Consider the following 24,841-nt stretch of genomic DNA (forward strand, 5'->3'; position numbering starts at 1 on the left):
CAGTTAACGATCTTTTAAATACATTACCAGTAAGTTTTACCTTTGTGTTTAAGCCAGCCATCGATATGGCGAGCGGCAGGATCTTTATGCGTCCAATGCATAACCCCTCCCTTACTATTCCACTCATACTCGCCATAAAACTCAACCCTATCGCCTTTCTTCAAGTTATTCACTCTAGGTGCTAAATCAATGTTATGAGCAACTAACAGAGTCTGACCGTTACCAAGCCTGATGATGAACTTTTGGTGTCTTGAACCTTTATTATCATCAGGCAATATATGGATAACATTACCTGAGCCACGAATTTGTACATCACTGGTTTTTGATGCATAGGATTGTTTAAGTAAGGCATCATTTGCAAAAGCCTGCAATGGTATTACGCAGGTAATGGTGAATAAAAGAATAACGATCCATTTCATATTTGATTGCATATCAGTTTCAACTCTAATTTAATACTGCGCAGAACAGGCACAATGTTTGTTTTAATGGGAGTGCAAAACACAGCCAACGATTTCCGTTTACAACTAATGTTAGCCACTTACGCAATGACCAGATAAAAACCCAGACCAGCAATACCCGCTCCAATGTAGCGTAATAGCGATGCACCGTAATGGATTTTATTTGACAAAAGTCCAATGAACACACCGGCAACATGAATGCCGGCAGTACCAGTTACAAACCCTAACGCATATAGTATCGGTTCAGCTAACAGGGGCATTTCAGTGCCGTGAGCATGGCCATGAAAGACAGCGAAAAAACCAACAAGCAGCATTGCTAAACCCGATGGAAATTGTTTATCCGCAGCAAGCGCAATACCTAAAGCAAAGACTGAGAATGCGATACCGAGTTCGACTGAGAACAATGCAATGCCCTGCATGCCTAACACACCGCCCAGCAACATAACACTCACAAAGGTTGATGGAACTAGCCAAATAGCTTTACCGCCCATTTGGGCACTTAAAATACCCACACAGATCATCGCCAACAAGTGATCAAACCCAAGTACCGGATGACTTAGCCCTGACATAAAACCACCACTTTGCAGCGACTCATGCGCTAAAACGAGGTTTGGTAAGAGTAGCCCAGCAAATAACATTAATGCCTGTTTTTTCATAACAATTCCTTTATATACTTAATCGCATATCATCTACAACACAGATAATTTAAATCCCTTTAATAACTAATATATCATACACTTACTAATAAAATAGTACCGATACCCGTTAGCAATCAAAATGCTATATTTAGTTGCTAGCTCGGATAGCACTACAAGGCGCTATACGACGGTAATGACGAGTATTTATCGAGTATTACAACGCAGAATTGGTTTTCGAACTAACACCCGAATGTAGAATTGAGAGGCAACTATTTTCGTTATCAGAGAAGCTTGATTGAATATTCGTTGATTGAAAATAACCACAGAAAGGTAAGATTTAATACATTAGGATCTTGAGTTTGGTAAAAAGGTAGGTCTTGCATTTTTAGATAGGGAAGTAAAAACACAAGCATTTATAACTACTGATTAATGGCGTGTCATAGGTTTACTTTGTATGTCAGATCCCTCACTTCATCACCGGTCATGCCACGAAAACCCCATTGATGAGGAGCTTGCTCTTTAATAACAATTTCAATATCCACGGGTGAAATTGATAGCTGAAACTCAATTTCCTTAAACAGTGATTTAATCAGACGCTTTTGCGTTTCAATCGTACGTCCGGACATCATATTTATTTCAATAACCGTATATGCATCACTGCGACCACCAGGGTAATAAAAATCTTCTTTTTCCATCGGTATAAAGCGATGAGCGCGCTTATCTTCAGGCATTTTTAATACGGTTTTCATACAACCGTGAATAACATCAGAAAGTTGTGCCTTAATAGGGTTAAGATTTTCTTTAATGCCAAAGATAACAATCATATTGAGTCCATTTTTATAAGAAATTTCACCACTTTTTTGTGGCGACTGACATCACTGCAATGCCCATTCAACCGCTTTTTGAGCATGAATTGTGGTGGTATCAAGCAAAGTAATCGGTGTATCACTTTGCTCGACTAACATAGCAATTTCAGTACAACCAAGAATAACCGCCTCTGCGCCTTGTTCAGCTAAAGAATCAATAATTCTTAAAAATTCAGCTTTCGAAGATGGCATTATACGCCCTAAACAAAGCTCTTCATAAATAACGTTATGCACAATTTTTCTATCTTCTTCAACGGGTACTAGCACGCTTAAACCATAGTTGTCTTTTAATCGCCCCTTATAGAAGTCTTGTTCCATGGTAAAAGCAGTACCCAATAAACCGACTTTTTTAAAGCCTTTTTTAACCACAACCTCCGCGGTAGCATCCGCAATATGAAGCAAAGGAATCATAATCGATTTTTCTATTTGAGGAGCGACTTTATGCATGGTATTGGTACAAATAAGTAAACAATCAGCACCTGCACGCTCTACATTGATCGCCGCTTCAGAGAGTATTTTTGCAGTCCCCTCCCAATCACCACTGTGCTGTAACTTCTCAATCGTATCAAAATCGACACTATACATCGCGATTTTTGCCGAGTGTAAACCGCCAAGAGCGTCTTTAACCCCCTCATTAATTGCGCGATAATAGCCAATAGAACTTTCCCAGCTCATGCCACCTAAAAGACCAATTGTTTTCATACTACCTCTCACAATATTATTGCTACGGTTCGCTATCATCGCGAAGTGTGGAATAGCGGATTTCACCTTCTTTGTCTGACAATGTTAATTTAATAATAAACACAACGATAGACAGCCTCAGCTAAACTGGATGATTAGTCACTAAAATTAACTGCGGCATAATTTCAATAAGAAATAATAACCACTTGGGAAAATATCTAGATTTGTGTACATATTAAATTTTATCGAAAAGCCGATACAGAGGTGTATAAGGTTAGATTATTTCGTGGCCTTTTACTTTCTACTCTATTATTTATTGTTAACCCTATCTAATTCAATACTTGGTCATGCTTGCAGGTATAATTAATTACTAACCTCGTTCTCAATTTTGCAACTACAATAACGAGTTACTGCCATTGATGCCTTATTACAAATGAATTTTCCTGCACAATTTTATGAGCCATTACTTATCCAGATTGGTACTAGTATTAAAGTTGTCGCCTTTTGAATTTTGACGCGTAATAATATTATACTTAAAATCGTCTTACATATTGAATGACTGTGTTATTGGAGAACCATGATTAAAATTGAAAAGTCTATTACCGCGAGTTTTGATGTTGATCCTCAATGTGGCTTTACACCACTTTGCCCTGAGGAATTACCCGTCGAAAATGGCCACCTCATTGCAGATGAATTAAATACACAAGCAGCGTTTTGTTCATATAGGCTTGTCAGTAAAGATTGCCACCCAGCACAAGCCCCCTGGATAGCACAATCTGCAGATGAAATATTTACCCCTGTTGAAGGTCATTACGTTAGTTTAGATATAAAGTGGCCTGCACATTGTGTGGTAGGCACAAGAGGGAATGATTTAATACCTGGTCTCCCGAGTGAGAGCAACTACGATTTAGTGATTGAAAAAGGGGTTGATCCACATAAGCACCCTTATGGTGCTTGTTACCATGACCTTCTTGAGACTGAAGAAACGGGTATTATTGAGTGGTTACATCAGCATAAAATTAAGGTCATCATTGTCGGTGGCTTGGCCACTGATTACTGTGTTAAAACAACCGTAATCCAACTCTGCCAAGCGGGGTTTAACGTTATTGTCAATTTGGCTGCTTGTCGTGGCATTCATACAGATACAACCGAAGAGGCCTGTACATTGATGGTCAATGCTGGCGCCAGAATAATTAAAAGCACTAATGAGTTGGAGCTAATATGAGCAAAAGGAAAACAGAACATTGGCTGATTGATAGCTTATTGGACACTGATTTTTATAAGATCACTATGCTGCAAGCCTTTTATCATGCATCCGAGTTTCGTTTGGTAAACGTGCAATGGAAATTTGCTTGTCGTAATCAGAAAGATCTTGATTTAACGACGTTAATTCCTGAAATACAACGACAATTAGAACATCTTTGCACATTATCCTTCACAGATGCAGAACTAGAGTACCTCGCGAAGTTCCCCTACATTAAACCTGATTTCATCGAGTTTTTGAGAATGTTTAAACTTAACATGAAATTTATCCACTTACATTCCGATGGAAAAAACATCAGCCTTCGTTTTGACGGCCCATTATTACATGTCAGTCTTTTCGAAATTTATGCACTCTCTATTATCAGTGAGCTGCACACAGAGATAAATTGTGATGGGTTTGATCTTTTTTACGCGCGCGAAAAACTAGCCGCTAAAATTGCACTACTTCAGGCAGAAGAAGATTTATCGGGCTTTAATTTTGCCGATTTTGGTACGCGTCGACGCGCAAGCAAAGCTTGGCAAGAAGAGGTATTACTGACATTAAAAGGCCAATGCCCTACTACTTTTTCGGGCACAAGTAGCGTACATTTTGCGCGAACGTTAGGCTTACCCGTCGTAGGCACAATGGCACATGAATGGTTTCAAAGTTGGCAAGCTGTGACACGATTGGCTGACGCACAAACAGCTGCATTAGAGGGTTGGGTTCGGGAATATAGAGGACGATTAGGAATCGCTTTAACGGATTGTTATTCAATGGATTCTTTCATGCGCGACTTTTCAGATCCCTATTTTGGTAAATTATATGATGGTTTACGCCATGATAGTGGTTGCCCTTTTATCTGGGGAGAAAAAGCGATTCGTCTTTACCAAGATATGGACATTGACCCACTTAACAAAACCTTAATATTCAGCGATTCATTAGATGTGCCACGCATGATTGAAATTTGGAAACGCTTTAAAGGACGGGTCAACGTTTCTTTTGGGATCGGTACAAATTTGATGAATGATGTTGGCAATGAAGCCCTTAGTATCGTGATAAAAATGGTGACGGTTAATGGAAAACCGGTAGCAAAAATATCTGATGAGCCAGGGAAGAGTATGTGTGAAGATTTAGGTTTTTTAAAATATTTGGCGAGCCAATATGGTATCGACCCAAAAACGCTTAAGGTTTAGAGAAACTAAGCATTAATCAACTGAATTATAAAATGGTTACTTATCACATTTAATGTGACCATTTTTAATAACATTACCCTACGAATTAACGCGACAACACACACACTAAAGACAACCCAATAACGCATAAAAAAAGCCACCAACGTTTGTTCAACGATGGCAGCTTTTACAAATTTAGCTGTGGTTAGTGGTTAGTGGTTAGTGGTTAGTGGTTACATCATCACAAGATAAGCGATAAAGATAACCGATAATCCGTAAATAAGGGGGTGTACCTCTTTACCTTTACCCGCCACTAACATGCTGAATGCATAGGTAATGAAACCCATCGCCATCCCGTTTGCAGGAGAGAAACTTAACACCGTAAACATGATGGTAAAGAATGCTGCGATGCGTGACTCTTTTTTATCCCACTGTATTTTACCTAAGCGCCCTACCATGTAGATACCAACAACCACCATCGCCGGTGCAACGATTGCAGTTGAGAACACTGAGAATATTGGGTAGAAAAATAGTGATAGGAAGAAGAGACCTGCGGTCATCACAGCCGCTAAACCTGTTTTCGCCCCCTGTGAAGAAGCGATACCCGATTCTGAGAAAGCAGTGATTGAAGTGGTCCCTAAAACAGTCCCAATCACCGTACCGCCAGCATCGGCCACTAATGCAGATTTAGCATTAGGCACTTTACCATTTTCATCGATAATGCCTGCATCTTTACCAACACCCACAATAGTACTTAAACCATCAAAGAAATCGACAATAAAGAACACCATCACTATGAAGAACAGATCAAACAGTTTTTCAGGGGTAAAACCAGAGAAGTTAAAAATGGCACCAAAACTTGGCGCTAAACTAGGGGGAATAGAAATGAATGTTTCAGGGATTGGCGCATTCGATGTCCCCATCAACATATCGGCACCGAGGGTTAATACCATTGAAGCAACAAAAGAGATAAAGGTCGCTAATTTAATATCACGAATCATACACGCCAAGGCGATAAAGATACTGATATAAGCAATCATCACTTGCGGCTCAGTAATTTTACCCATGCTTACTAAAATAAATGGATTGGCAACAATGATACCCGCATTTTTTAATCCTAAAAATGCGATAAACAAACCAAGAGAAACAGTAATCGCTAATTTAAGATCTTCAGGAATCGCCTCTATCATGGTTTTTCGAATCGGTGTAAGTGAGAAGATGAGATAAACCACACCAGATAGAAAGATACCAAATAACGCTTCATGCCACACTAACGCGACCGAACCACTGAACAATAAGCCTTTAAAGAAGCCGTTCATGCTCATGCCCGGTGCAAGCATCACTGGATAGTTACCAAAAATACCCATGATCAAGGTCGCAATACCCGCAGCTAATGCTGTCGCGGTAAAAACAGCGCCACGATCCATACCTGGAATGTCACCAAGAATAGCGGGGTTAACCGCAAGGATGTAGCTCATCGCTAAAAAGGTGATAAAACCGGCATAAAGTTCAGTGCCAACGGTTGATTTACGTTGAGAAACATTAAAGATTGTTTCAATGATAGAGGTCGATTTTGGGACAGTTGGGGTAGCTAGTGTAGTATCTAAACTCACAATAAAACCTATATAGTAAATGTGTGGTGAATTATGAATCACAGACTCATAATTAAACTAATTTACTGAACTTATCTTATAGGTAAGTTAGATCGCTTCTCTAAATGTGTTAGAAAAGAATGGACTGTAGTCACAAAATTAGGTTTTGTGGTAGAGACTTTCGGACCGAATTACCGAGGATATACAGTTCAATAAATATGGAGCGGGATTGTAAACGATTATGTAGAATTTTCAATTAACATTTTCAAAATCAATCATTTGAGATGTTATTTTCTGGTCATTAAACAGGCAGTTTTCAACAACGATTAATAAAGTAACCATCTGTAATAAATTTAATTTCCACTCAAGTCAACCAAAGCATACGTTAAATCCTGTCTCCTTATTAAGCACTGGGTCATTTTGACCTGCAAATGACTTGCGTCACCAAACACGCTGGTCTATGCTCCCGTTCAATCGCATTAGCGAAAATTAGTTATTGGCGTTCCACGCCCTTTAAATATTAAGTAGGTTATTTATGAATATTATTAATGTGCCAGAAATGGCAACCCCAATCCTTAAAAGTCACCATAAAAAACGTCATATGAAAAAAATGGCGATTGGCCCGTTTGCACAAACCTGTGCAGAGATTCGTTTCAGTGCCGATATCGAAAAATTCGATGACGTTGATGACGCGTTCATTGCATGCGAGCAAAACTGGGAACTGTTTACCGCTTACTTTAACGATCAGTACCATGTTGCAGTTAACTTCATGACAGATCACGAAGACCTAGACACAATGCTTGAAATTGCACAAAAAGTGATCGTGGCTGAAGTCGGTGACGTTGAACTACAAGTATTAGTTGGCGATGCTAACTACGGTGATTGGGACAGCTACTACAGCAACTAATCATCATATTAAGTAGAGCGCTCGCACTGCTGGCGCCCTACTTACTCTTTAACATTAAAATCCAATCACTGTTATTAATCCGCGATTAAACTGACTCTTAACTTTTATTATACAAGCAATAAGCGACTATTTACCCCTGCATTACTGCGCTAATCAAAAGCATCTACTGAATATAATCTTCGATTACTGTATTATGAGCCGCATATTTTTCATGACTCTTAAGAATCTCTATAATTATGCCGCAAATCAACAACGACCTAACCATTATGCGCACCGATCTGAATGAAGATAAGCATTCAGCAGCAGATGCAATCGCATCGCCTAAAATCGTGCTTGCTACCCTTAATGCAAAATATATTCATGCAAGTTTAGGTCTTCGTTATCTGTATGCTAATTTAAAAGATTTACAAGATTGCTGTGAAATCAAAGAGTTTGTTATTCAAACACGCCCGCTTGATATCGTTGAAAAAATATTAGAATCAAAACCTGATATTGTGGGCTTAGGCGTTTATATCTGGAATATTGTTGAAACCACCAATGTCGTTAACCTGTTAAAAGTAATTGCGCCAGACGTTAAAGTGATTTTAGGTGGTCCAGAGGTGAGTTATGAATCTGACCAACAAGAGATCGTTAAATTGGCTGATTTTGTATTAACCGGCCCCGGTGAAGTAAGTTTTTATGAATTATGTCAGGATATTATTAATAATAAGCTGCCAGATCGTAAAGTACTTAAATCTAAACCCGTTGAATTAAAAAATATTGAGATGCCCTACCAATATTACAGTGATGAAGATTTAGCAAAACGCATCCTGTACGTTGAAGCATCACGTGGTTGCCCTTTTAAGTGTGAATTTTGTTTATCATCACTAGATACTAAATCAGACCCATACGGCTTAGACGTTTTCCTTAAAGAGATGGATGTGCTTCATCAACGTGGTGCACGTAACTTTAAGTTTATTGATAGAACCTTTAACCTAGATATCAATACCTCTCTGCAGATCATGCAATTTTTCTTAGATAGAATGAGTGACGACCTATACCTACACTTTGAAGTGGTACCTGATCACCTACCAAGAAAGTTAAAAGAGATTTTAACTAAGTTTCCTGAAGGCAGCTTGCAATTTGAAGTGGGTATCCAGACCTTTAATCAAGAGGTGCAGGAAAACATCAGTCGTAAGCAAAATAACCCTAAGTCTAAAAAGAATTTATTGTGGCTAAAAGAGAATACTACCGCGCATATTCATGCAGATCTTATTTTTGGTTTACCGGGTGAAACCTTAGCAACATTCAAAGACAGCTTCGACGAACTGTATCTGTGTAAGCCCCATGAGATTCAGATGGGTATTTTAAAACGTCTACGCGGCACACCAGTCATTAGACACACAAAAACCTTTGATCTGCGTTTTAGCCCATTACCGCCGTTTAACATTTTAAGCACCGATCGCATCGATTTTCCAACTATGCAGTTGATCAACCGTTTTGCACGTTATTGGGACATGATTGGTAACTCGGGTCGTTTCAAACATTCATTAGACGTGATTATTTCTGAAAGCCCTTTTGATCATTTCATGGCAATCACAAACTGGTTATTTGAAAAGACTGACCAAACTCATAAAATCAATTTGAAGCGTTTATTTGAACTAGTTTCTCAAGCGGTCGAAGCACTATTCCCTGAAAAGCATCAATTAGTGATTTCGAAAATTGAATTGGATTATGCGGCCACTAAATCTAAAAGCCTGTTTAATACGCTTAACCTTTATGCTGGACAACAAAAACAGGTAGTCACTAAGAGCAAGTTATTACAGCGCCAAAAACAACACATGCAATAAGAATAACTTGACGTTAGAAATTAGAAATAAAGATAAGAGAACAAATATGCGCGCTGATTCCGTTGTGATCCTAGATTTCGAGACAACCGGGCTTTCTCCTGACCAAGGTGATCGCGCCATTGAGATAGGTGCTGTGCGCCTGATTAATGGTGAAGTTAAAGACCAATTTCAAGCATTGATGGATCCTGGCTTTCGGGTCAGTTCATTCATCGAAAGCTATACAGGCATCAGCAATCAAATGTTATCGCAGGCTGAATCGTGTAAACAGGTGATGAATGAATTTGCCGATTATATTGGCGATGATAATCTTATTGCCCATAACGCTTCCTTTGACAGTCGCTTTTTAAATGCGGAATTGATGCGTATCGGACGCCAAACAGTGGGTAATTTTTCTTGCTCACTGCTATTATCACGTCGTATTTTCCAAGATGCTGATAGCCATAAACTTGGTGAACTTATCCGTTATGCAAATATTCCAAGTTCAGGTGGTTTTCACCGTGCGTTATATGATGCACAGATGACCAGCCAACTTTGGTTAGCATTGTTAAATGACATTGCTGTACGATACGATCTTCATGATTTGAGCTTTGCGCAGATACAAAAGATATGTAAAACACCAAAAGGTGCGATTGATAAGCTATTAAATAAATGGGCACAAATATAGCGGGCAGACAGCGAGATAGAAAGATCGATTACAATCAGTGCAATTCGTTTGATTTTAATACCGCAATCACGTTATAAATAGTAAATTTATCGTTGCAGTTGTTGAGCGTGATTCCCATATTGTCTACAATGGCACTCTTTTTATTTACTACAGGTCATCAACATGAACGATACTAAATCGCTACCACCTTTACCAGATCGCTTTTCAGGCAACCCTCGTAGCCCACACCATTCAGAAGAAATTTTCGAGAATGATATTGGTATTCGTCTTAACGGCAAAGAGCGTTTTGATGTTGAAGAATACTGCATCAGTGAAGGTTGGGTTAAAGTTGCGGCACATAAAGCATTAGATCGTCGTGGCCAACCACTTATGATCACTAAAAAAGGTACTGTTGAAGCTTTTTACCGTTAAAAGAGCCTCACCAACAACTTTTAAAAAACAGGCACTAGAGAAATTTAGTGCCTGTTTTTTTATGCCTAGCGATAAGTGAACTTATTTGACTTCATTTGACTAACCTGTTGTAGTCAAACTCCTGTTTTAACAATCTCTTAACTTTAAAGGAATAATTATGCTCAGCTACGCAACCATTGGTGTGACAGATTTAGATAAATCAGAAGCTTTCTATAATGAGTTATTAGCGCCCCTCGGTGTAACAACACTACTAAAAATGGATCGCATTCTGTTTATTGGTAAATCAATGCAGGAGCCACTACTCGCACTTTGTATTCCATATAACCAAGAACCACAGCATTGCGGTAACGGTAATATGCTAGCCATTGCACCCGGTTCAAAAGAACTGTGTGAACAGATGTATCAAAAAGCGATTAGCTTGGGTGCTACCTGTGATGGTGAGCCGGGACAACGTATCCCAGATAGATTTTATGGTGCATATTTCCGTGATGTTGATGGTAATAAAATGGTATTTAATCACTTCGGTTAAGCGCAAGGTTTACACCGTAAAACCCTGTTAAAGCGAATCATAAATGGTTCGTTTTTATTTTAAATTATCAACAAGAGCAGAGGTTATTTATGAAATGTTCCGTTTATATCGCAACGAGTGTTGATGGTTTTATAGCTAAAAAAGATGGTAGCGTCGATTGGTTACATCAAGTTGGCTGCTTAGATGCAGAGATGGGCGAGCACGCAGATATGGGATTTGCGGCCTACATGGCATCTATCGATTGCATGATCATGGGACGTAAATGTATGCAATCTATTGCCGACATGCACCTCACACCAGAACAATGGCCCTATGGTAATACACGTATTGTTGTACTGAGTAATACGCTCACTACCTTCCCTGATAATATGAAAGGCAGAATTGAACTCTATTCGGGTGATCTACAGCAATTGCTCACACAGCTTGAGAGCGCAGGACATAAACACGCTTATATCGATGGTGGCATGACGATTCAGGCATTTATTAATCTGAAATTGATTAATGAGATGACCATTACCCGTGCGCCAGTGTTATTAGGTGAAGGGATCCCTTTATTTGCTAAAACAGCAAAAGAGGTCACGCTACACAATACCCAAGCTATCGCCTTTGCAAATGGCTTTATCCAAGAAAAGTACAGTGTGAGTTATTATAGCAATTACAGTAAATAGCTGATCTATTTTACTGGTTAAAAAAACTGACTTCTGCGTTGTAAGTTTCGTAAAGGGATCACCATTAACATCAACTTACGCATTGAATTAAGCTGTTTTTCCTGCGCAAAATTTAGATCACATACTTAATGTAATTGCTATTAATAAAATCAGGCGGATTCACTTGTCTTTTTTAATTGGTTGTTATGTGAATAAAGTGACCATAAAAACAACGCCCCCACGCTTCGCCAAGGTGTCCAATGTTTGACTAACTCGCGCGCTTGTTTAGGTGTTGGTTTTTCAGTTAGTCCTTTCAATTGAGCAAGCCCTAGCAATATCCCGAGATCATCTGCAGGGAAAACATCTAATCGTTGCAGTGAAAACATAAGATAGATCTCGGCACTCCAACAACCAAAACCTCTTAACTGGGTAATAGTCTCAATCGCTTCATCATCCGTTAATTCAGCTAACCCATGCACATCAAAATCACCGCTGACAATCGCTTCTGCGAGCCCTTTAGCATATTCAACCTTGCGCCACGAAAGACCAGCATCGCGTAAATCTTGATCTGCAACTGCTAACAACGCTGCAGCGCTAACACTTGGCATCAGTTCCAAAACGCGCGCCTTAATAACCGCAGCAACCTTGGTTGATAGTTGCTGACTGATAATCGTTGATAGGAAGGTTTCAAAGCCGGGAGGATTAACTCGCACTGGCGGTGAGCCTAGCTGATTAAAGGCAGCAGCCATTTCTGCATCAACAAGACTTATCGCTTGTAAGCCCTGTTCAATCGTTTGCTTATCCATAGCGCACCTATAGTTAATGTTAAAATGAAGCTTTAATTTTAGACCCAATGTGAAAATAACCATCAGATGACGAAGCAAATCAGGGAGAAAGTTGCCTTAGAAAGACAAACATCGTAACATTCGCTGATTATTGATGACACGCTATACAGAGAATATAAATATGAACAATGAAACAACTACCATCACTACCCTAGCCGAGTTAGAAACTTTTTTAATTTCAGTGGAAACAGGTGGATTAGGACTAACGGATGTTGCGGGTATCGCGATGGCAACCAGTAATAAAGATGGTCGTCGTTTTGTTGCAGTGTTAGATGATAAGCAGCAATTACTATTATCACGCTGGGTGACGGAAGAGATATTCCAAACAGGCCAAGATTTAGTGAGAAATGGTACGAGTCGTACTGCACATTAAAATCTGACTCGTCAGCTGATGCAGATACAAAAAAGGCGAACCCACTGTGGTTCGCCTTTTTATTGATGCTTGCATCCAAAGGATATATTAATTAGTGATGACTATGATCATGTTCGTGTACATCAGTAAACGCATTGATGATTAACTCGCTAGGATTATAATCATCCTCATTGCCTGCAATATAACGTAGGTGTTCCCAGGTTAATGCAGTCGCTAAACAAAGACGTTTAACACGCTTCGAACGAATATTTTTATCCATGATCACCTGACTGCCAGAATACCCCTGTAAGGTTTCAATAATATTTACAAAGCGTAACCAACGTGTCGCTTGTGGCTTATTATCAATACTGTCGCCAACCGCTAAGAAAAATGCCTCTAAAGCGAGCCAGAAACGTGGATCTGTTTCGTTATTTTGGCTTTGTCTCGCTTGTTTAACTGCTTCTGTAAACGTGATTGCAGTAAGTCCTTCATGTTGAAGGTAAGCTTGCAATTGTTGTTTAATAAAATCAAAGCCCGCTTGCAAGATATCATCTTCCCCAAGGTTGTCCTTGTTGATGATGGTTTGCTCTAAAAACACATTAAATGTATCGCTCATCTGCTTTTCCTAAATTTATCTCTGATGCTTATTTATAGCGCACCACTTATACAATCACAAGTAGTGCAACTGTCTTCATTATGCAGTCTTAATTATGCCTCAACAGCTAGTGCAGCCATCTTCATGGTACTTGCAAAAGATTCTGAACCGGCAATAAACAGACCATTATGACAGAACATAGCATCTTCGATTCCAGTCACTTCTTGAAGCGCAGCACCGTTTAGACCAGCCCATGCTTTTGGTAATGATTTTCTATCTTCAAATGATCCTAATTCAGCAGGTACCGTTTGAATTCGCCATTGCCCAGTTTGTGATGGATAAACCACAAACAGTGCCGCTTCTGATAAAGCATGTACTGTACGTTTCCACGGCGTGTATTTCTCTAAAACGATAATACGTGGGTCTTCAGCATTTTCAATCGCTTTCGCAACAATCGCTTTCGCACTTAATCCGCCGTTTGCAGAGGCGATAAAACGCGCTAAAACACGTGATGCGAATTCAACCGCTTCATTAAAGCAAGCATCAAAATCGCCCTCTTCTTGCCAGGTTGGATTAAACATTGAGATAGTATGGCTAAGGCTGATACCGGTAGATACACCTTCGACATGACCACAATCGATCGCATCAATGGTTGATATTAAACCAGCGTCAACTGATTTTGCTAACGCTTCATTACCCTGACATATCTCAAGACCATACTGCTTCCAAATGAGACCAAAAGATGAATAAGGGATACCATCTTCACGTGCACCTGCACCGCCACGTTGATGATGATCAAAACGGCCCGTTTCTGGATCATATTCACCACCCACATCAAGTACGATATCTGCTTGACTGATAATTTCATCATCACGTGTGCGTATCAGGTTAAAAGTAGGGAAAATGCACTTAAGTGCAGCGACACTGAATACATCATCGGCATGAAAATTACCGTTGTGGGTTACTATCGTTTTATCATTCATCTGCTTTATCATTTTTGAAAGGAATAAACGCAGATTCTATATTAAGCCGCTTAACAACAACAGATTATTTATAATGAACAGCCTGAATATCTGTCGATAAATGTATTGAATACGAAAATAGAATATAAAGTTACCTTTATCATCAATAACATTGCCTTGAGATGTGCTTACAAAGAGAGGTAAAATAGTGATTGAATTAAATGTTAATATTGATGCACTTCTCAAGTGGGTGCACCACACCATTGAATCATCAGTTTATCACTTCGGAATATAAAATAATGGCGCGTAAAAAAGACAAAAAAAATGGTAAAGGCTCTGCAGGACAAAATAGAAAAAGCAGCGAAGATTTTATCACCAAGTACCAGCAAAAAGCTGATGTTATCAGCACAGATTCAGGCTTGATGTATCGTGTGATAGATGAAACTGATGAACGTCGTCACCCTACTTTTCAAGACAGTGTTGAAGTCCACCAGCGTATTCTTTTAACCGATGGTAAAGTGATCGCCGATACCTATAAAACCAATAGTTCAGAAAAGTTTAGCGTTGAAGAAGCGATCGATGGTTTAACCGAAGGTTTGCAATATATGGCCCTTGGAGAACGTTATGAATTTGTAATACCAGCAGATTTAGCATGGGGGAAAAAAGGCAACCGCAGTAAGATAGGGCCAAATGCGGTCTTAGTGATTGATATAAGGCTGATTGACATCTTTTAAACGTTTAATAATTGAAACTATTAATAACATAACTAAATAGAGAAATAACAGATGGGGCTGATCATGCCCTACTCCGATAGCTTTCTTATTATGTGCCTTTTTTAGCTACGGCCATTAGCACAGGCATCAACCCTTTTGAGCTGCTCATGGTAAAACCAGTAGTGATATTAATTTGTGTTAAACCATTATTCTCAAATGCTTTTTTAACGCGGTATTCACTCAATCCCGTCGCCGCCCTTTCATCAGTCGCAAGCCAATCCCATTGCACAAATACCCCACCTGTTTTTAATAGTGATGTTAATAAGCTTAAGGTTTTCTCATAGTCTGATAAAAAGCCACACACAGATGAAGCGACAATCAGATCAAACCCCTGCTGCAATTCAGGCTGGCTATCCACCAGCTCTTGAGTGAGATAATCGGCAATAGAAAATACATTTTTCAACGCTTTTTTATCCAGATGTTTGATCATCTCTGATGCAGGGTCAAGCGCCACAATTTGTTTTACCTTTGGGCTCATTAATTCAGTCAATGCCCCTGTCCCGCAACCAAAATCAAGTACCTGCAAGCTATCAATATCAACATTATCATTAAGCGCTGCAAATGCGTTACTTGCATAATTGACAACGGTAGGGTCAGTTGCCCAACTCGCCGCATATTCGTCCCATTCATTACTCAAAATTGATTCTCCTTCTATCTGCAATTCAAAAGTGTATAAAATACTCCATAGACGACAGTATAGTTCTATTCCGATTACTTAAAAGCGAACAAAAAAAAGCCCCACTGAAAAGTGAGGCTCAAAGAATCAACGAATAATAAAGGGGAGATTACTGCTCGTATGTTGCCATCATGGTAGTTGTATTTTTTTCTAGCATCTTCTTATATAAAGATTCACTTGTCGTTCGAGGAACAACATAACCATTAATATCGTTAAAGAAGGCTTTTTCCGCAACATCATTAGCTGGATCAGAAGAATATTCGCCAACTGTTACTAAGTCGATATTATTAGACATAAGATATTTCACCGCATCAGTACTACCTGCATCAGTCGCCATTAAATTAAACTCTGCACGAATTAAAGTAGGATCAACAAGTGTAAATGTACTGCTTTGTAAAACTACCGGATCTTCGTTCACTTCTGACAAGATAGTCTGCTTAGTGTAATTATTATTAGTACCAGACTCTTCTAAGCGAAGGTGCGTTCTCTGATAATTAAAATCGTTACTGTTAAAACTAGCATCGGTATCAATACAATGATTAGCTGCAATATTACAATTGCTAGTTACTGTCACATAATCAACAGACCCCAACGTTGGTAATGTTGGAAAATCAAGATACGTTTCACCTGTTAATGCAATAAAACTTTCAAATGACCAGTTATCAGTGTCAACGGTACCAGAAAAATAACCACTCCATGTGCTCACTTCATTACTATCAAAAGCAACGGTTAAAGTATCTGAATTATTATAGATTGGTTGCCAAAAGTAACTATTATTATTGTGAACCGCTATCACACCACTCTTCTCATCTAAATCGATACTGTTGTTGTCATTAGACAAATAGATATCTTCCAACTCTAGCTCACTCAGTTTAGCACCATATACATCCTCATCTTCATAAAGAAAACTTGGTTCAATAAATCCCCATTGTGAAAGAGCTATTTTTTGTTCAGTATTAGCATCATATTCGTCATATGCAGTAATAAGGATATCTCGTGCCCCGGGATATGGTGTATTAACAGGAATCGCGTAAGACGTTACCTGACCATTAATTGAATTTACGTTATAGCTACTTTGGTAATATTCAGTATCGACGGAGATTTGGGGAATATTAAGTTTGGCTTCTGTTGAATAAGTCTCTCGATAGTCATTACCCGTTACACAGGTATCTGTTTGTGTTTGTTTCACATTCAGCACCAAATCAGTCATTAGCGATTTTTGAACACTGAACATATAACTTTCTTTGGTATTACTGCTAGGGGTAAACTCTTCTAATGTAACATAACCGTTATCTGGTACATCGTCAGAATCAATCATCAATTGACCATTAGTAGTATTATCTGCTATGAACTGTTTGCTAATAGTACCATCTTCATTATGGTAGATAATCTTAAAGTTTCTATCGGCAATATAAGCTGTTATTACCTCGCCTTGATTTAAGGCCGAGTCTGCATAGATAACGCAGGTCTCAGCAAGAGAGCCTACTGGCACAGATTTTAACTGTACAATCTGCCATTTGTATATTACTGGTTCGATCGGCGTTGGCGAAGAACCACCGCTTGAACCACAGCCGGCAATAAAAGCGGGGATGATCAGAGCGGCAAGAATGGTCTTGTTCATTAATTTAAATCCTTAAAAATCAAATTCGGTTTATCTTGTGAGCAGCAAAAATTCATAACCTACTATTTATTCAACATAATTTTGTCACACTTGCCATTAATTCTGATGAAACGCCACTTTCATGACACTTTTCGGTTAATTAATAAACAAAAATAAATATGGATTAAAACGCTGCATGATTAATACAAATACAATGTAATTAAAGCAATAAACGCGCCAAATTTAATGACACTCAAAATTAGATGCTTTGATACTGCTATAACGATTATTCAAATAGCGATAAAACCACCTATCACTTTGATATATAAAGCATACAAGGAATGGAATACATAATATAGAATGCAGAGGTTAGATTTATATAATTAATGTTGGTAAATGAATAGATATTGATGTGTTTGTAGAAGAAACGAACGATGTCATTGATTAATAGTGTTAAATAGAGTTTTGCGATCTTTATGGCAGACGACCATTTAATTTAGTTAGATTGGTCTAACGATTCAACATTAGCGCTTTCGAGGCTAGAACTGAATCTAATCACGCTATTTTTTCCGAATGCGTATTAATGCCCACCCGTTTTTGAAAATACATTAATCACGATAACGCCTAATACAATTAAAGCCATACCGATAACAGCAGCTAGATCAGGTATCTGTTTAAATAGGATGGCACTAATAGACGCGATTAATACAATGCCCAAACCTGCCCAAATAGCATAAGCGATACCCAGTGGTATCGTTTTTAGTACTAATGAGAGGAAATAAAATGCGAATGCATAACCGATAACACAAATAATACTTGCTGTGCTATTCGAAAAACCATCTGATTGTTTCAATGCGAGTGTAGCAATCACTTCTGACCCGATGGCCAACGCTAAATACCAATACCCCATAATATCCCTTCACTATAAAATCGACTTTAATGCGCGAATGTATCATTTCAGCGTGAATGAGGTACATATTATTGAATCAAATATTTCTATTTAATCTCACTATATCGATTTAATTATCCAGAATTAACATTATTTATACATGAATTGCTTTATTTTCACGTATAAAAGCCGGGATTTCATATAGTTCATCGGTTCGTCCAGAAGCGGCAAGTGCTGCAATTTGACCTTTAGATTCACGGTTAATCACCTCTTGTATGTTTTCAAAGCTCACACCAAAAAAGCGGGAAGCTTTCATTAATCCATTAATGTATTGCTTCTTTTCATATTTTACTTGGCTATAGGTGCTAGGTATTTGGTAATAAAGATCTAACTCATTGCTTAAGTAACTCAAAAATTCTGACTGTTCCATCTGCCCTCTCCGAATATAAATCACTGTATCGGCAAGCCAATTAGCATGACTTGAAATGATTAAAGCGCGACTGGCGCTAAATGCTTAGTTTGATCACCATAATTTACCTTCAGTTAATATTCAATAATTTATTATATTTTGAATAACGAGTTGATTAAATTGCGTGATGTGTCGATTTATTCGAAGTTGAAAAATGAAATGAGGGGGCTTTTGTTGCAAAAAATACTTACTGCCTAAGTACGGTATATATAGCAGGAAATACCGTTTAAGTAACAAGATAAACATATCATTATTGGATTTAGCCTTATTTAGGTGTTAATTGATAACGCAGCAGGTACCCTACCTTTTCTTCTGAGTACAAACGATCCAGATAATCACCACCACACTTTTCGATCACTTTTCTTGAACCAATATTATCTTCAGCACAAGTAACAATCACCTTATCCTCGATAACATTATCGATAACCCACTGCAACATTGTAGTTGCAACACCTTGGCCTCTTGCTTTGGGTGAGGTTTCATAACCAATATGGCCTATCTCGCCCCTAATATAATCATTCGTACCATGACGTACTCTGATTGAACCAACAATAATGTCAGACTCAAAGCACAAATACATCGACATCGGCGGCCATCCTTCAGGAAGTCCTTTACCCTGTGAATACCTGATTCTTTTAATTAAGTACGATTCATAATCACCATGATATAAATCTAAACCACTTGTAACACACTCATTAAAATAGCGTTCAAAAGCGTTAAGGTGCTTGATGTTCACCTCCCTGATGTTCACAGTATTCAGACCTCAGCCCCCAACTGACGAAGATACTCACGCATAAATTCAGTACGGCGCTGTGCCTCAATAGTTGCTGAATCTGTATTCATGGTATCAGCGAGTTTAAACAACTTATTATAGAAATGATCAATGCTATAAGCGCGATCATCCATTTCACGATGTTCACAGAAAGGATCTTCATCGTTATACAGTGCCAGCCCAAGCGAACAACCAACTTGTAAACAGCGTGCAATACCAATCGCACCTAAGGCATCAAGACGATCTGCATCTTGGACAATTTTGGCTTCTACTGTTTCAGGTTTGATATTGGCACTATAGCTATGGGTAATAATCGCATGGGAAATCTGCTCATAAAATTCACTCGGATAATCAATTGAGGTTAAGAATTCAATCGCTTTTTTAGCCGCCAATGTTGAACTTTGCGCTCTGTCAGGATGGTTTTTCGGAAATGATACACAGTCATGCAGATAAGCAGCAGGAATAACAACCTCATTACAGGCCTTTTCATCTTCACATAACTGTTTGGCTGTTTTAACCACACGCAGCAGATGACTCATGTCATGCGCTTGATCCTGTGTCATCTGCTCTTTAACAAACAGCTGAATTTTATTCTCAAATTGTTCAGTTAGTTGCAATTAAAAACTCCACATTATTACTTAATAAAATTTGTTAATATTTATAATAACAGCGTGTCGCTAAGCTCGTTAGTTAAATTATTTACGCCCTCATAACGTCTATTATAAAACTCACCATTATTACTCTACCTTATGTCACTATCGCAAGATCAACCTACTATTTTGGCGTGCTGGTTAACAACAAAATAGTATCACTGTGCAGCACATTCTGAATTTATTATCGTAGTCTCCCATCAGCCTGAAACTTAATATGTGATTTAGTTCATTAGATATAGACAAATCGATTAATCGTGTGGAAATAGCGACTTATTATATAAATCCACATCATTAAAAATATGCGTAATAAATATTTTTGTATTTTCAACATTTATAGGTTGTATTTATACTCTCGTTTTATCTCGACCACTTGCACAATGTAGGATTCGTACCATTTAGCACGGCCAAGATCTTGTGCCAAAGTATGCTCCGCATCACTCTTCCATCGTTTAATTGCCAACTCACTTTGCCAATAAGAGATTGCGATCTCTTGATCGCCTTCAGTAACGGCAACAAAATCGAGACAGCCGTACTTTTCAAATGCAAGATCGCGCATTTTAGTAACGGTTTCAATGTACTGTGAATCCTGAACACCCGGCTTTGCTCTGAATATAACTGCAAACATTAACGCTCCTTGATATCTGTATTGGGTAAGCAACCATGCGTTTTTAATACACGTTTACTTGATGCGGGATTATATTTTAGAGCCTCAATAGTTCTAATAGGTCGTTCAACTAAATTTCCTGAACAATTTGGACACACAAAGTTTAATGTGGATTCAGCGCAAGTTCTGCAAAATGTACACTCAAAGCTACAGATTAAAGCTTCTGCAGAGTCAGAAGGTAAATCTTTATCGCAACATTCACAATTAGGTCTTAATGCTAACATTTATTACTCCATAAAATAGGATATATGTATTTTTAAGGTACCTCCCCAGGTCACACTTCCCCCTAGAGACAGCAGATCGAATGATAAATACTTGACGCACACATTATAAAAAAATTAAAATTACTTTTATTTTGGTTTTTTGTTGATATTATCATTACCCTTTTAAAGTAGAAAGGATTCAAATGAAATTAACAAAAGTATCAACGGCAATTGCACTAAGCTTCACTCTGGCTGGCTGTGGTGATTCTAATTCTAATGCCTCCACTGAAACAAATACCCAGCCGGATACAACAACCCCACCAGCAGAGATGATTACCTATCAAGAAATAGATGGTCAACTTGTTGTCCCTCTCGTACTCACTGAGACTGTAGCAACTATTAGTACTCGAGCTGCAACAAATAATATTACTGTTGATTGTCCAAATGTACCAACGGGTTACATGCCTCTCAATGATGCAGCAGTGGAACTACATGATGCATTGGGCGATAATATTCAGGATGCCATTACCACCGACGAATGTGGTGAATTCACTTTCGTTGTTGACGAAACATTGGTTAGCAATATTAAAAATATCATTGCGAAGAAACAAGGGTACAAAAATATCATTAGTGATATCGATAACTTCCTAGCAGATAATGCTGCTAAAGTTGTTTCAACAATTGAAAGCGGTGCCAATTATGAAATTTCTTCTCTGAAAAAAAGTAATGAGCAAAGTGTTAACTTTATAATTACTGATAGTGTCTCTAATAAAGCGGTGATTGGTTTACCAAGTTCAGCCTTTATTTTTACATTAGCAGACACTGAATTAAGCAATATTATTATCGTCGGATCACAAAACACTTCAGAGAATTTTGCCTCTGTCGCCGTTACACTGGATGCAAGTGGCTCGATGGGTGAAGAGGTTAGAGATGAAAATAACGAACTAATTCTTGCACCTGATGGCGAGTCACACACGCGCTATAGTTTAGTAGCTGAAGCGGCACATGATTTAATTGACATGACCAAAGCAAATGACCCTGCATCCGAGTTTTCGTTAACACTCTTTTCATGGGATATATTCCCGATGACAGATACTGTTATTGAAGAACAATTAGCACTATACGATATAGATGAAAATGCACTAACTTACTCAATAAATAGTGCAACAAACTTCATCAAAGAACAAAGCACTCTGCACACATTAATTGATTTATATAACCCAACCTCTGCTCTATATAATCCTTCTTATGGCACTAAAACAGATCGCCATGCAGACAGAATAGATAATATTGCGAGGTCATCTTATTACCCGTTTGGTGGATCAACTGCTTTCTATGACAGTATCGATTCAGCAATAGAGCAACTCATTGCAGCTAACGTATCAAAACCAATGATAATCGCTTTAACAGATGGCGATGATAATGCTTCTGATACGACTGTGGATGATATTATTACTAAAGCCAATCAGTATAATATTCCGGTAAATATCATTGGTGCTGGTGATGGTTTAAGCGATTATGCTATTGAAGTAATGAAAAAAATTACTGATGAAACAGATAGTAGCTATTTCGATGTTACTGATCTTACTGAGCTAGGTAGCTTTTTATCAGGCATATCAACGCGTGTCACGTTTAATTATGATGCTGAATTAAAAACTGATCTTGTAACGGGTGAAACCTTGAATATCGAATTAAAAGTGGGCGATGAGATTGTCGCGAGTCGTGAGCTATTGATTCCTTAAAAATGGACTGCCAGTAATAGCAAAATAAAATGCGATTACTGGCAACAGCGCTAATCATAAATTAATAATGAATCATTAAAACAAGTAGATTTTATTGTTATTCTAACCGGTATTAAATTATGAAAATGTCTGGCGCATTTTTCGTCCGCCAACAGGATTCAGGCCATTTTTCTGATAGAAGTTTAATGTGCGTTCAAATTCAGGTAAAGGCGGTGTACATAATTCAATACATGACCAATGATGCTGATTAGCATAGGTCTTTACTTGCTCAATCAACCTTGAACCAACCCCAGAGTCTCTATAATCAGGCGTAACATAAAACTCTTGAATCACCCCAACTTTGCCACCAGCATATAAAGCAACCGTTTCTGTCATGGTCACAATCGCTATCGGTGTTTGATTTTGACGAGCAATAATAGCGGCATATTGCCCCTCACTGATTAATGCCTGACATCGCTTAATCGTGCTATGTAGATCAATCTCAAAATGGGTCGCAACGGTTAGTTCAGATATTTCTGTCGTCAGATCGACGACAAAAGTAGCAATTAGTTCAGCATCATCAATAGTGGCTTCTCTAAAGTTAATATCCATATACCCTCTCAAGGTTCTCTGTAAACACTTAACACTGAGTAACTACTTTTTAGCCAAATTTATTGCGTCTTCAACTTTTTGCCTATGATTTTGTTTCCATTCAGCAAGTGTCATTCGCGCTTCAGTATCGGCTTTTTTTAACGCAGCTGAAAACACATTTTCTTTATCTAACTTCGGAATAACAACAATCCCCTCTGCGTCGGCAACAATAATGTCACCTGTAGACACTTTAACCCCACCACAGGTGATCGGGTTTCCTAATTCAAAGTACTGTTCTTTTTTGCCCGGAACAGGAAAAACACCTTTTGCAAACACAGGGAATTTCATCTCTTCGATTTCACCCAAATCTCGAATAACACCATCAACAATAAAACCTTTAATACCTCGTTGTTTGGCGATAGCGCATACATTGCCCCCAGCGACTGCATTTTTGCAATCAACGCCATCTATCACCAAAATAGATCCTTTAGGTGCTTCATAAATAGCGGAGTGCAGCATTAAATTGTCACCAGATGCTAATTGCACCGTGTATGCTTCACCAAAAATACTCGGCATTCCAAGCCATAGTGGACGAATAGAGAAATCAACAAAGTGATCTCGACTTAATATGTTGCCGTAATCAGTTGTTACCAATTGAGAAAAATTATGTTCCATCTCTATTCTCCATAATGAATAAAAAAATAATTATTGCGCAACGGACTAAAGCCAACGTTTAAATTCCATTTACAATTGTGTTCTCTACAAACCAGCTTCAACCATCTCTTTAATTTTATAAGCTTTCACAAAATGATCTAATTGATGGGTTTGAATCCACCACGTTGCCACTTCCATCAACAGTTCAGGATTGTCATTTTTATTGGCAAAAAAAGCATAAAACGACAAGCCGACATTGTTACCTTTCGTGTCGATCTTTTTATTACAAACGTCGATTATTTTTGTTCTTAATGTTTCTCTCATAAATTTTGAATACCGCTTTTAATATGTATAAAGGTTTGTTACAGGCTAATAATTATAACCTCTATACTATCCCGTTAATTAGCTTGTAAGGTTAAATTTTGAATAGCATGCTGAATATTTCTGTTAATGCCGCCTAAATCTGCTTCGCTTTGAACTGATAAATAAGTAAAACCTTTAAATTCAAGATGCAAATAAGTTGCAGTCATTTCGAACGGTGTGACAAAGCAAGTCGGTAGCTCTTTATCAAAACCAGTTGCTATAATAGAGCATTGCTTTCCTTTTAACTTACGTCCAAGCTCTTTTTCTATCGTTAGAAGATCAGATAAACGATCAAAAAAAACCTTTAATTGCCCTGACATTGAATACCAATAAACTGGTGATGCAAATACAATATGTATCAAAACATGTTAACTCATTTATTAAGGGGATAAATGCATCTCCTCTATTCTGATGCTCATAAT

General features: G+C 38.3%; 31 protein-coding genes and 1 riboswitch. Of the genes, 11 read left to right on the forward strand and 20 right to left on the reverse strand.

Annotated features, from left to right (window positions below; all coding sequences use genetic code 11):
- Positions 1–23 precede the first annotated feature (23 nt).
- The 4 genes from QQK09_RS12845 to QQK09_RS12860 form a co-directional block, all read right to left on the reverse strand.
- Positions 24–419: a DUF3465 domain-containing protein gene (locus QQK09_RS12845; protein ID WP_284204551.1), complete on the reverse strand. Its 396-nt coding sequence runs from the start codon at positions 417–419 to the stop codon at positions 24–26.
- A gap of 119 nt (positions 420–538) precedes the next feature.
- On the reverse strand, positions 539–1,114 hold the full coding sequence (locus QQK09_RS12850) for a HupE/UreJ family protein (RefSeq protein WP_284204552.1): 576 nt from the start codon (positions 1,112–1,114) through the stop codon (positions 539–541).
- 419 nt (positions 1,115–1,533) lie between these two features.
- Positions 1,534–1,920: a tautomerase family protein gene (locus QQK09_RS12855; RefSeq protein WP_284204553.1), complete on the reverse strand. Its 387-nt coding sequence runs from the start codon at positions 1,918–1,920 to the stop codon at positions 1,534–1,536.
- 51 nt (positions 1,921–1,971) lie between these two features.
- Complete coding sequence (locus QQK09_RS12860; RefSeq protein WP_284204554.1) at positions 1,972–2,664, reverse strand: aspartate/glutamate racemase family protein; 693 nt, start codon at positions 2,662–2,664, stop codon at positions 1,972–1,974.
- Between the two features lie 556 nt (positions 2,665–3,220).
- On the opposite strand from QQK09_RS12860, the gene QQK09_RS12865 reads away from it, so the two are divergent.
- Together QQK09_RS12865 and pncB are read left to right on the forward strand one after the other, a co-directional pair.
- The gene (locus QQK09_RS12865) at positions 3,221–3,868 is read left to right on the forward strand and encodes an isochorismatase family protein (protein ID WP_284204555.1); all 648 of its coding nucleotides are present in this window, start codon (positions 3,221–3,223) and stop codon (positions 3,866–3,868) included.
- Complete coding sequence (gene pncB / locus QQK09_RS12870; protein ID WP_284204556.1) at positions 3,865–5,079, forward strand: nicotinate phosphoribosyltransferase; 1,215 nt, start codon at positions 3,865–3,867, stop codon at positions 5,077–5,079. Before QQK09_RS12865 ends, pncB begins: the two co-directional genes overlap by 4 nt.
- Before the next feature lie 212 nt (positions 5,080–5,291).
- Here pncB and QQK09_RS12875 read toward each other — a convergent pair whose 3' ends face one another.
- Positions 5,292–6,671, reverse strand: coding sequence for an NCS2 family permease (locus QQK09_RS12875; RefSeq protein WP_284204557.1), 1,380 nt, complete (start codon positions 6,669–6,671; stop codon positions 5,292–5,294).
- 107 nt (positions 6,672–6,778) lie between these two features.
- Positions 6,779–6,878, reverse strand: a riboswitch (purine riboswitch).
- A 307-nt stretch (positions 6,879–7,185) separates the two neighbouring features.
- Between QQK09_RS12875 and QQK09_RS12880 the strand changes: the two genes are divergently transcribed.
- The 6 genes from QQK09_RS12880 to QQK09_RS12905 all read left to right on the forward strand — a co-directional run bounded on the left by QQK09_RS12880 (position 7,186) and on the right by QQK09_RS12905 (position 11,658).
- Positions 7,186–7,557 carry a hypothetical protein gene (locus QQK09_RS12880; RefSeq protein ID WP_284204558.1) on the forward strand — a complete coding sequence of 124 codons (372 nt, stop codon included), beginning with the start codon at positions 7,186–7,188 and terminating at the stop codon, positions 7,555–7,557.
- 236 nt (positions 7,558–7,793) lie between these two features.
- Positions 7,794–9,386: a B12-binding domain-containing radical SAM protein gene (locus tag QQK09_RS12885; RefSeq protein WP_284204559.1), complete on the forward strand. Its 1,593-nt coding sequence runs from the start codon at positions 7,794–7,796 to the stop codon at positions 9,384–9,386.
- A 46-nt stretch (positions 9,387–9,432) separates the two neighbouring features.
- Complete coding sequence (locus QQK09_RS12890; protein ID WP_284204560.1) at positions 9,433–10,050, forward strand: 3'-5' exonuclease; 618 nt, start codon at positions 9,433–9,435, stop codon at positions 10,048–10,050.
- A gap of 162 nt (positions 10,051–10,212) precedes the next feature.
- Positions 10,213–10,461, forward strand: coding sequence for a DUF3297 family protein (locus QQK09_RS12895; protein WP_284204561.1), 249 nt, complete (start codon positions 10,213–10,215; stop codon positions 10,459–10,461).
- A 157-nt stretch (positions 10,462–10,618) separates the two neighbouring features.
- On the forward strand, positions 10,619–10,990 hold the full coding sequence (locus QQK09_RS12900; protein ID WP_284204562.1) for a VOC family protein: 372 nt from the start codon (positions 10,619–10,621) through the stop codon (positions 10,988–10,990).
- 89 nt (positions 10,991–11,079) lie between these two features.
- Entirely contained in the window at positions 11,080–11,658 is a 579-nt protein-coding gene (locus QQK09_RS12905; protein WP_284204563.1) for a dihydrofolate reductase family protein, read from the forward strand.
- A gap of 149 nt (positions 11,659–11,807) precedes the next feature.
- Here the strand turns inward: QQK09_RS12905 and QQK09_RS12910 are convergent, their stop codons facing one another.
- Positions 11,808–12,443, reverse strand: coding sequence for a DNA-3-methyladenine glycosylase family protein (locus QQK09_RS12910; RefSeq protein ID WP_284204564.1), 636 nt, complete (start codon positions 12,441–12,443; stop codon positions 11,808–11,810).
- A 160-nt stretch (positions 12,444–12,603) separates the two neighbouring features.
- Between QQK09_RS12910 and QQK09_RS12915 the strand changes: the two genes are divergently transcribed.
- Positions 12,604–12,855 (forward strand): hypothetical protein, encoded by a 252-nt coding sequence (locus tag QQK09_RS12915; RefSeq protein WP_284204565.1) that lies wholly within the window; start codon positions 12,604–12,606, stop codon positions 12,853–12,855.
- Between the two features lie 91 nt (positions 12,856–12,946).
- On the opposite strand, the gene QQK09_RS12920 is transcribed toward QQK09_RS12915, so the two are convergent.
- Positions 12,947–13,450, reverse strand: a complete 504-nt coding sequence (locus QQK09_RS12920) for a hypothetical protein (protein WP_284204566.1) — start codon at positions 13,448–13,450, stop codon at positions 12,947–12,949.
- Between the two features lie 92 nt (positions 13,451–13,542).
- Positions 13,543–14,412, reverse strand: coding sequence for an MYG1 family protein (locus QQK09_RS12925; RefSeq protein ID WP_284204567.1), 870 nt, complete (start codon positions 14,410–14,412; stop codon positions 13,543–13,545).
- A 278-nt stretch (positions 14,413–14,690) separates the two neighbouring features.
- On the opposite strand from QQK09_RS12925, the gene QQK09_RS12930 reads away from it, so the two are divergent.
- Positions 14,691–15,125 (forward strand): FKBP-type peptidyl-prolyl cis-trans isomerase, encoded by a 435-nt coding sequence (locus QQK09_RS12930; RefSeq protein WP_284204568.1) that lies wholly within the window; start codon positions 14,691–14,693, stop codon positions 15,123–15,125.
- 88 nt (positions 15,126–15,213) lie between these two features.
- Here the strand turns inward: QQK09_RS12930 and QQK09_RS12935 are convergent, their stop codons facing one another.
- The 8 genes from QQK09_RS12935 to QQK09_RS12970 all read right to left on the reverse strand — a co-directional run bounded on the left by QQK09_RS12935 (position 15,214) and on the right by QQK09_RS12970 (position 21,111).
- The gene (locus QQK09_RS12935; RefSeq protein WP_284204569.1) at positions 15,214–15,801 is read right to left on the reverse strand and encodes a class I SAM-dependent DNA methyltransferase; all 588 of its coding nucleotides are present in this window, start codon (positions 15,799–15,801) and stop codon (positions 15,214–15,216) included.
- A 148-nt stretch (positions 15,802–15,949) separates the two neighbouring features.
- Positions 15,950–17,461 (reverse strand): hypothetical protein, encoded by a 1,512-nt coding sequence (locus QQK09_RS12940; protein ID WP_284204570.1) that lies wholly within the window; start codon positions 17,459–17,461, stop codon positions 15,950–15,952.
- A gap of 559 nt (positions 17,462–18,020) precedes the next feature.
- Positions 18,021–18,353, reverse strand: a complete 333-nt coding sequence (locus QQK09_RS12945) for a DMT family transporter (protein WP_431312597.1) — start codon at positions 18,351–18,353, stop codon at positions 18,021–18,023.
- Between the two features lie 130 nt (positions 18,354–18,483).
- Positions 18,484–18,759 (reverse strand): hypothetical protein, encoded by a 276-nt coding sequence (locus QQK09_RS12950; protein WP_284204572.1) that lies wholly within the window; start codon positions 18,757–18,759, stop codon positions 18,484–18,486.
- A 304-nt stretch (positions 18,760–19,063) separates the two neighbouring features.
- Positions 19,064–19,534 (reverse strand): GNAT family N-acetyltransferase, encoded by a 471-nt coding sequence (locus QQK09_RS12955; protein ID WP_284204573.1) that lies wholly within the window; start codon positions 19,532–19,534, stop codon positions 19,064–19,066.
- Positions 19,535–19,554: 20 nt separating this feature from the next.
- Complete coding sequence (locus QQK09_RS12960; RefSeq protein WP_284204574.1) at positions 19,555–20,187, reverse strand: HD domain-containing protein; 633 nt, start codon at positions 20,185–20,187, stop codon at positions 19,555–19,557.
- Positions 20,188–20,554: 367 nt separating this feature from the next.
- Positions 20,555–20,848: an antibiotic biosynthesis monooxygenase family protein gene (locus tag QQK09_RS12965; RefSeq protein WP_284204575.1), complete on the reverse strand. Its 294-nt coding sequence runs from the start codon at positions 20,846–20,848 to the stop codon at positions 20,555–20,557.
- On the reverse strand, positions 20,848–21,111 hold the full coding sequence (locus QQK09_RS12970) for a DUF1272 domain-containing protein (protein WP_284204576.1): 264 nt from the start codon (positions 21,109–21,111) through the stop codon (positions 20,848–20,850). The genes QQK09_RS12965 and QQK09_RS12970 overlap by 1 nt, the downstream gene beginning before the upstream one ends.
- 182 nt (positions 21,112–21,293) lie before the next feature.
- Here QQK09_RS12970 and QQK09_RS12975 point away from each other — a divergent pair, with 182 nt between their 5' ends.
- The gene (locus QQK09_RS12975; protein ID WP_284204577.1) at positions 21,294–22,832 is read left to right on the forward strand and encodes a vWA domain-containing protein; all 1,539 of its coding nucleotides are present in this window, start codon (positions 21,294–21,296) and stop codon (positions 22,830–22,832) included.
- A gap of 117 nt (positions 22,833–22,949) precedes the next feature.
- Here the strand turns inward: QQK09_RS12975 and QQK09_RS12980 are convergent, their stop codons facing one another.
- The 4 genes from QQK09_RS12980 to QQK09_RS12995 all read right to left on the reverse strand — a co-directional run bounded on the left by QQK09_RS12980 (position 22,950) and on the right by QQK09_RS12995 (position 24,781).
- Positions 22,950–23,423 carry a GNAT family N-acetyltransferase gene (locus QQK09_RS12980; RefSeq protein ID WP_284204578.1) on the reverse strand — a complete coding sequence of 158 codons (474 nt, stop codon included), beginning with the start codon at positions 23,421–23,423 and terminating at the stop codon, positions 22,950–22,952.
- 42 nt (positions 23,424–23,465) lie between these two features.
- Positions 23,466–24,077 carry an RraA family protein gene (locus QQK09_RS12985; protein ID WP_284204579.1) on the reverse strand — a complete coding sequence of 204 codons (612 nt, stop codon included), beginning with the start codon at positions 24,075–24,077 and terminating at the stop codon, positions 23,466–23,468.
- 84 nt (positions 24,078–24,161) lie between these two features.
- A complete protein-coding gene (locus tag QQK09_RS12990; protein ID WP_284204580.1) occupies positions 24,162–24,380 on the reverse strand; it encodes a DUF6500 family protein in 219 nt (72 codons plus the stop codon).
- A 74-nt stretch (positions 24,381–24,454) separates the two neighbouring features.
- A complete protein-coding gene (locus QQK09_RS12995; protein WP_284204581.1) occupies positions 24,455–24,781 on the reverse strand; it encodes an NAD(P)H-dependent oxidoreductase in 327 nt (108 codons plus the stop codon).
- Positions 24,782–24,841 lie beyond the last annotated feature (60 nt).

The organism is Psychromonas marina, assembly GCF_030161115.1.
Lineage (GTDB): Bacteria > Pseudomonadota > Gammaproteobacteria > Enterobacterales > Psychromonadaceae > Psychromonas > Psychromonas marina.

Excerpts from the sequence above, each read along its gene's own strand:
- QQK09_RS12845 (WP_284204551.1), bottom strand. The coding sequence starts at position 419 with ATGAAATGGATCGTTATTCTTTTATTCACCATTACCTGCGTAATACCA.
- QQK09_RS12850 (WP_284204552.1), bottom strand. The coding sequence starts at position 1,114 with ATGAAAAAACAGGCATTAATGTTATTTGCTGGGCTACTCTTACCAAAC.
- QQK09_RS12855 (WP_284204553.1), bottom strand. The coding sequence starts at position 1,920 with ATGATTGTTATCTTTGGCATTAAAGAAAATCTTAACCCTATTAAGGCA.
- QQK09_RS12860 (WP_284204554.1), bottom strand. The coding sequence starts at position 2,664 with ATGAAAACAATTGGTCTTTTAGGTGGCATGAGCTGGGAAAGTTCTATT.
- QQK09_RS12865 (WP_284204555.1), top strand. The coding sequence starts at position 3,221 with ATGATTAAAATTGAAAAGTCTATTACCGCGAGTTTTGATGTTGATCCT.
- pncB (WP_284204556.1), top strand. The coding sequence starts at position 3,865 with ATGAGCAAAAGGAAAACAGAACATTGGCTGATTGATAGCTTATTGGAC.
- QQK09_RS12880 (WP_284204558.1), top strand. The coding sequence starts at position 7,186 with ATGAATATTATTAATGTGCCAGAAATGGCAACCCCAATCCTTAAAAGT.
- QQK09_RS12885 (WP_284204559.1), top strand. The coding sequence starts at position 7,794 with ATGCCGCAAATCAACAACGACCTAACCATTATGCGCACCGATCTGAAT.
- QQK09_RS12890 (WP_284204560.1), top strand. The coding sequence starts at position 9,433 with ATGCGCGCTGATTCCGTTGTGATCCTAGATTTCGAGACAACCGGGCTT.
- QQK09_RS12895 (WP_284204561.1), top strand. The coding sequence starts at position 10,213 with ATGAACGATACTAAATCGCTACCACCTTTACCAGATCGCTTTTCAGGC.
- QQK09_RS12900 (WP_284204562.1), top strand. The coding sequence starts at position 10,619 with ATGCTCAGCTACGCAACCATTGGTGTGACAGATTTAGATAAATCAGAA.
- QQK09_RS12905 (WP_284204563.1), top strand. The coding sequence starts at position 11,080 with ATGAAATGTTCCGTTTATATCGCAACGAGTGTTGATGGTTTTATAGCT.
- QQK09_RS12910 (WP_284204564.1), bottom strand. The coding sequence starts at position 12,443 with ATGGATAAGCAAACGATTGAACAGGGCTTACAAGCGATAAGTCTTGTT.
- QQK09_RS12915 (WP_284204565.1), top strand. The coding sequence starts at position 12,604 with ATGAACAATGAAACAACTACCATCACTACCCTAGCCGAGTTAGAAACT.
- QQK09_RS12920 (WP_284204566.1), bottom strand. The coding sequence starts at position 13,450 with ATGAGCGATACATTTAATGTGTTTTTAGAGCAAACCATCATCAACAAG.
- QQK09_RS12925 (WP_284204567.1), bottom strand. The coding sequence starts at position 14,412 with ATGAATGATAAAACGATAGTAACCCACAACGGTAATTTTCATGCCGAT.
- QQK09_RS12930 (WP_284204568.1), top strand. The coding sequence starts at position 14,691 with ATGGCGCGTAAAAAAGACAAAAAAAATGGTAAAGGCTCTGCAGGACAA.
- QQK09_RS12940 (WP_284204570.1), bottom strand. The coding sequence starts at position 17,461 with ATGAACAAGACCATTCTTGCCGCTCTGATCATCCCCGCTTTTATTGCC.
- QQK09_RS12950 (WP_284204572.1), bottom strand. The coding sequence starts at position 18,759 with ATGGAACAGTCAGAATTTTTGAGTTACTTAAGCAATGAGTTAGATCTT.
- QQK09_RS12965 (WP_284204575.1), bottom strand. The coding sequence starts at position 20,848 with ATGTTTGCAGTTATATTCAGAGCAAAGCCGGGTGTTCAGGATTCACAG.
- QQK09_RS12970 (WP_284204576.1), bottom strand. The coding sequence starts at position 21,111 with ATGTTAGCATTAAGACCTAATTGTGAATGTTGCGATAAAGATTTACCT.
- QQK09_RS12975 (WP_284204577.1), top strand. The coding sequence starts at position 21,294 with ATGAAATTAACAAAAGTATCAACGGCAATTGCACTAAGCTTCACTCTG.
- QQK09_RS12980 (WP_284204578.1), bottom strand. The coding sequence starts at position 23,423 with ATGGATATTAACTTTAGAGAAGCCACTATTGATGATGCTGAACTAATT.
- QQK09_RS12985 (WP_284204579.1), bottom strand. The coding sequence starts at position 24,077 with ATGGAACATAATTTTTCTCAATTGGTAACAACTGATTACGGCAACATA.
- QQK09_RS12990 (WP_284204580.1), bottom strand. The coding sequence starts at position 24,380 with ATGAGAGAAACATTAAGAACAAAAATAATCGACGTTTGTAATAAAAAG.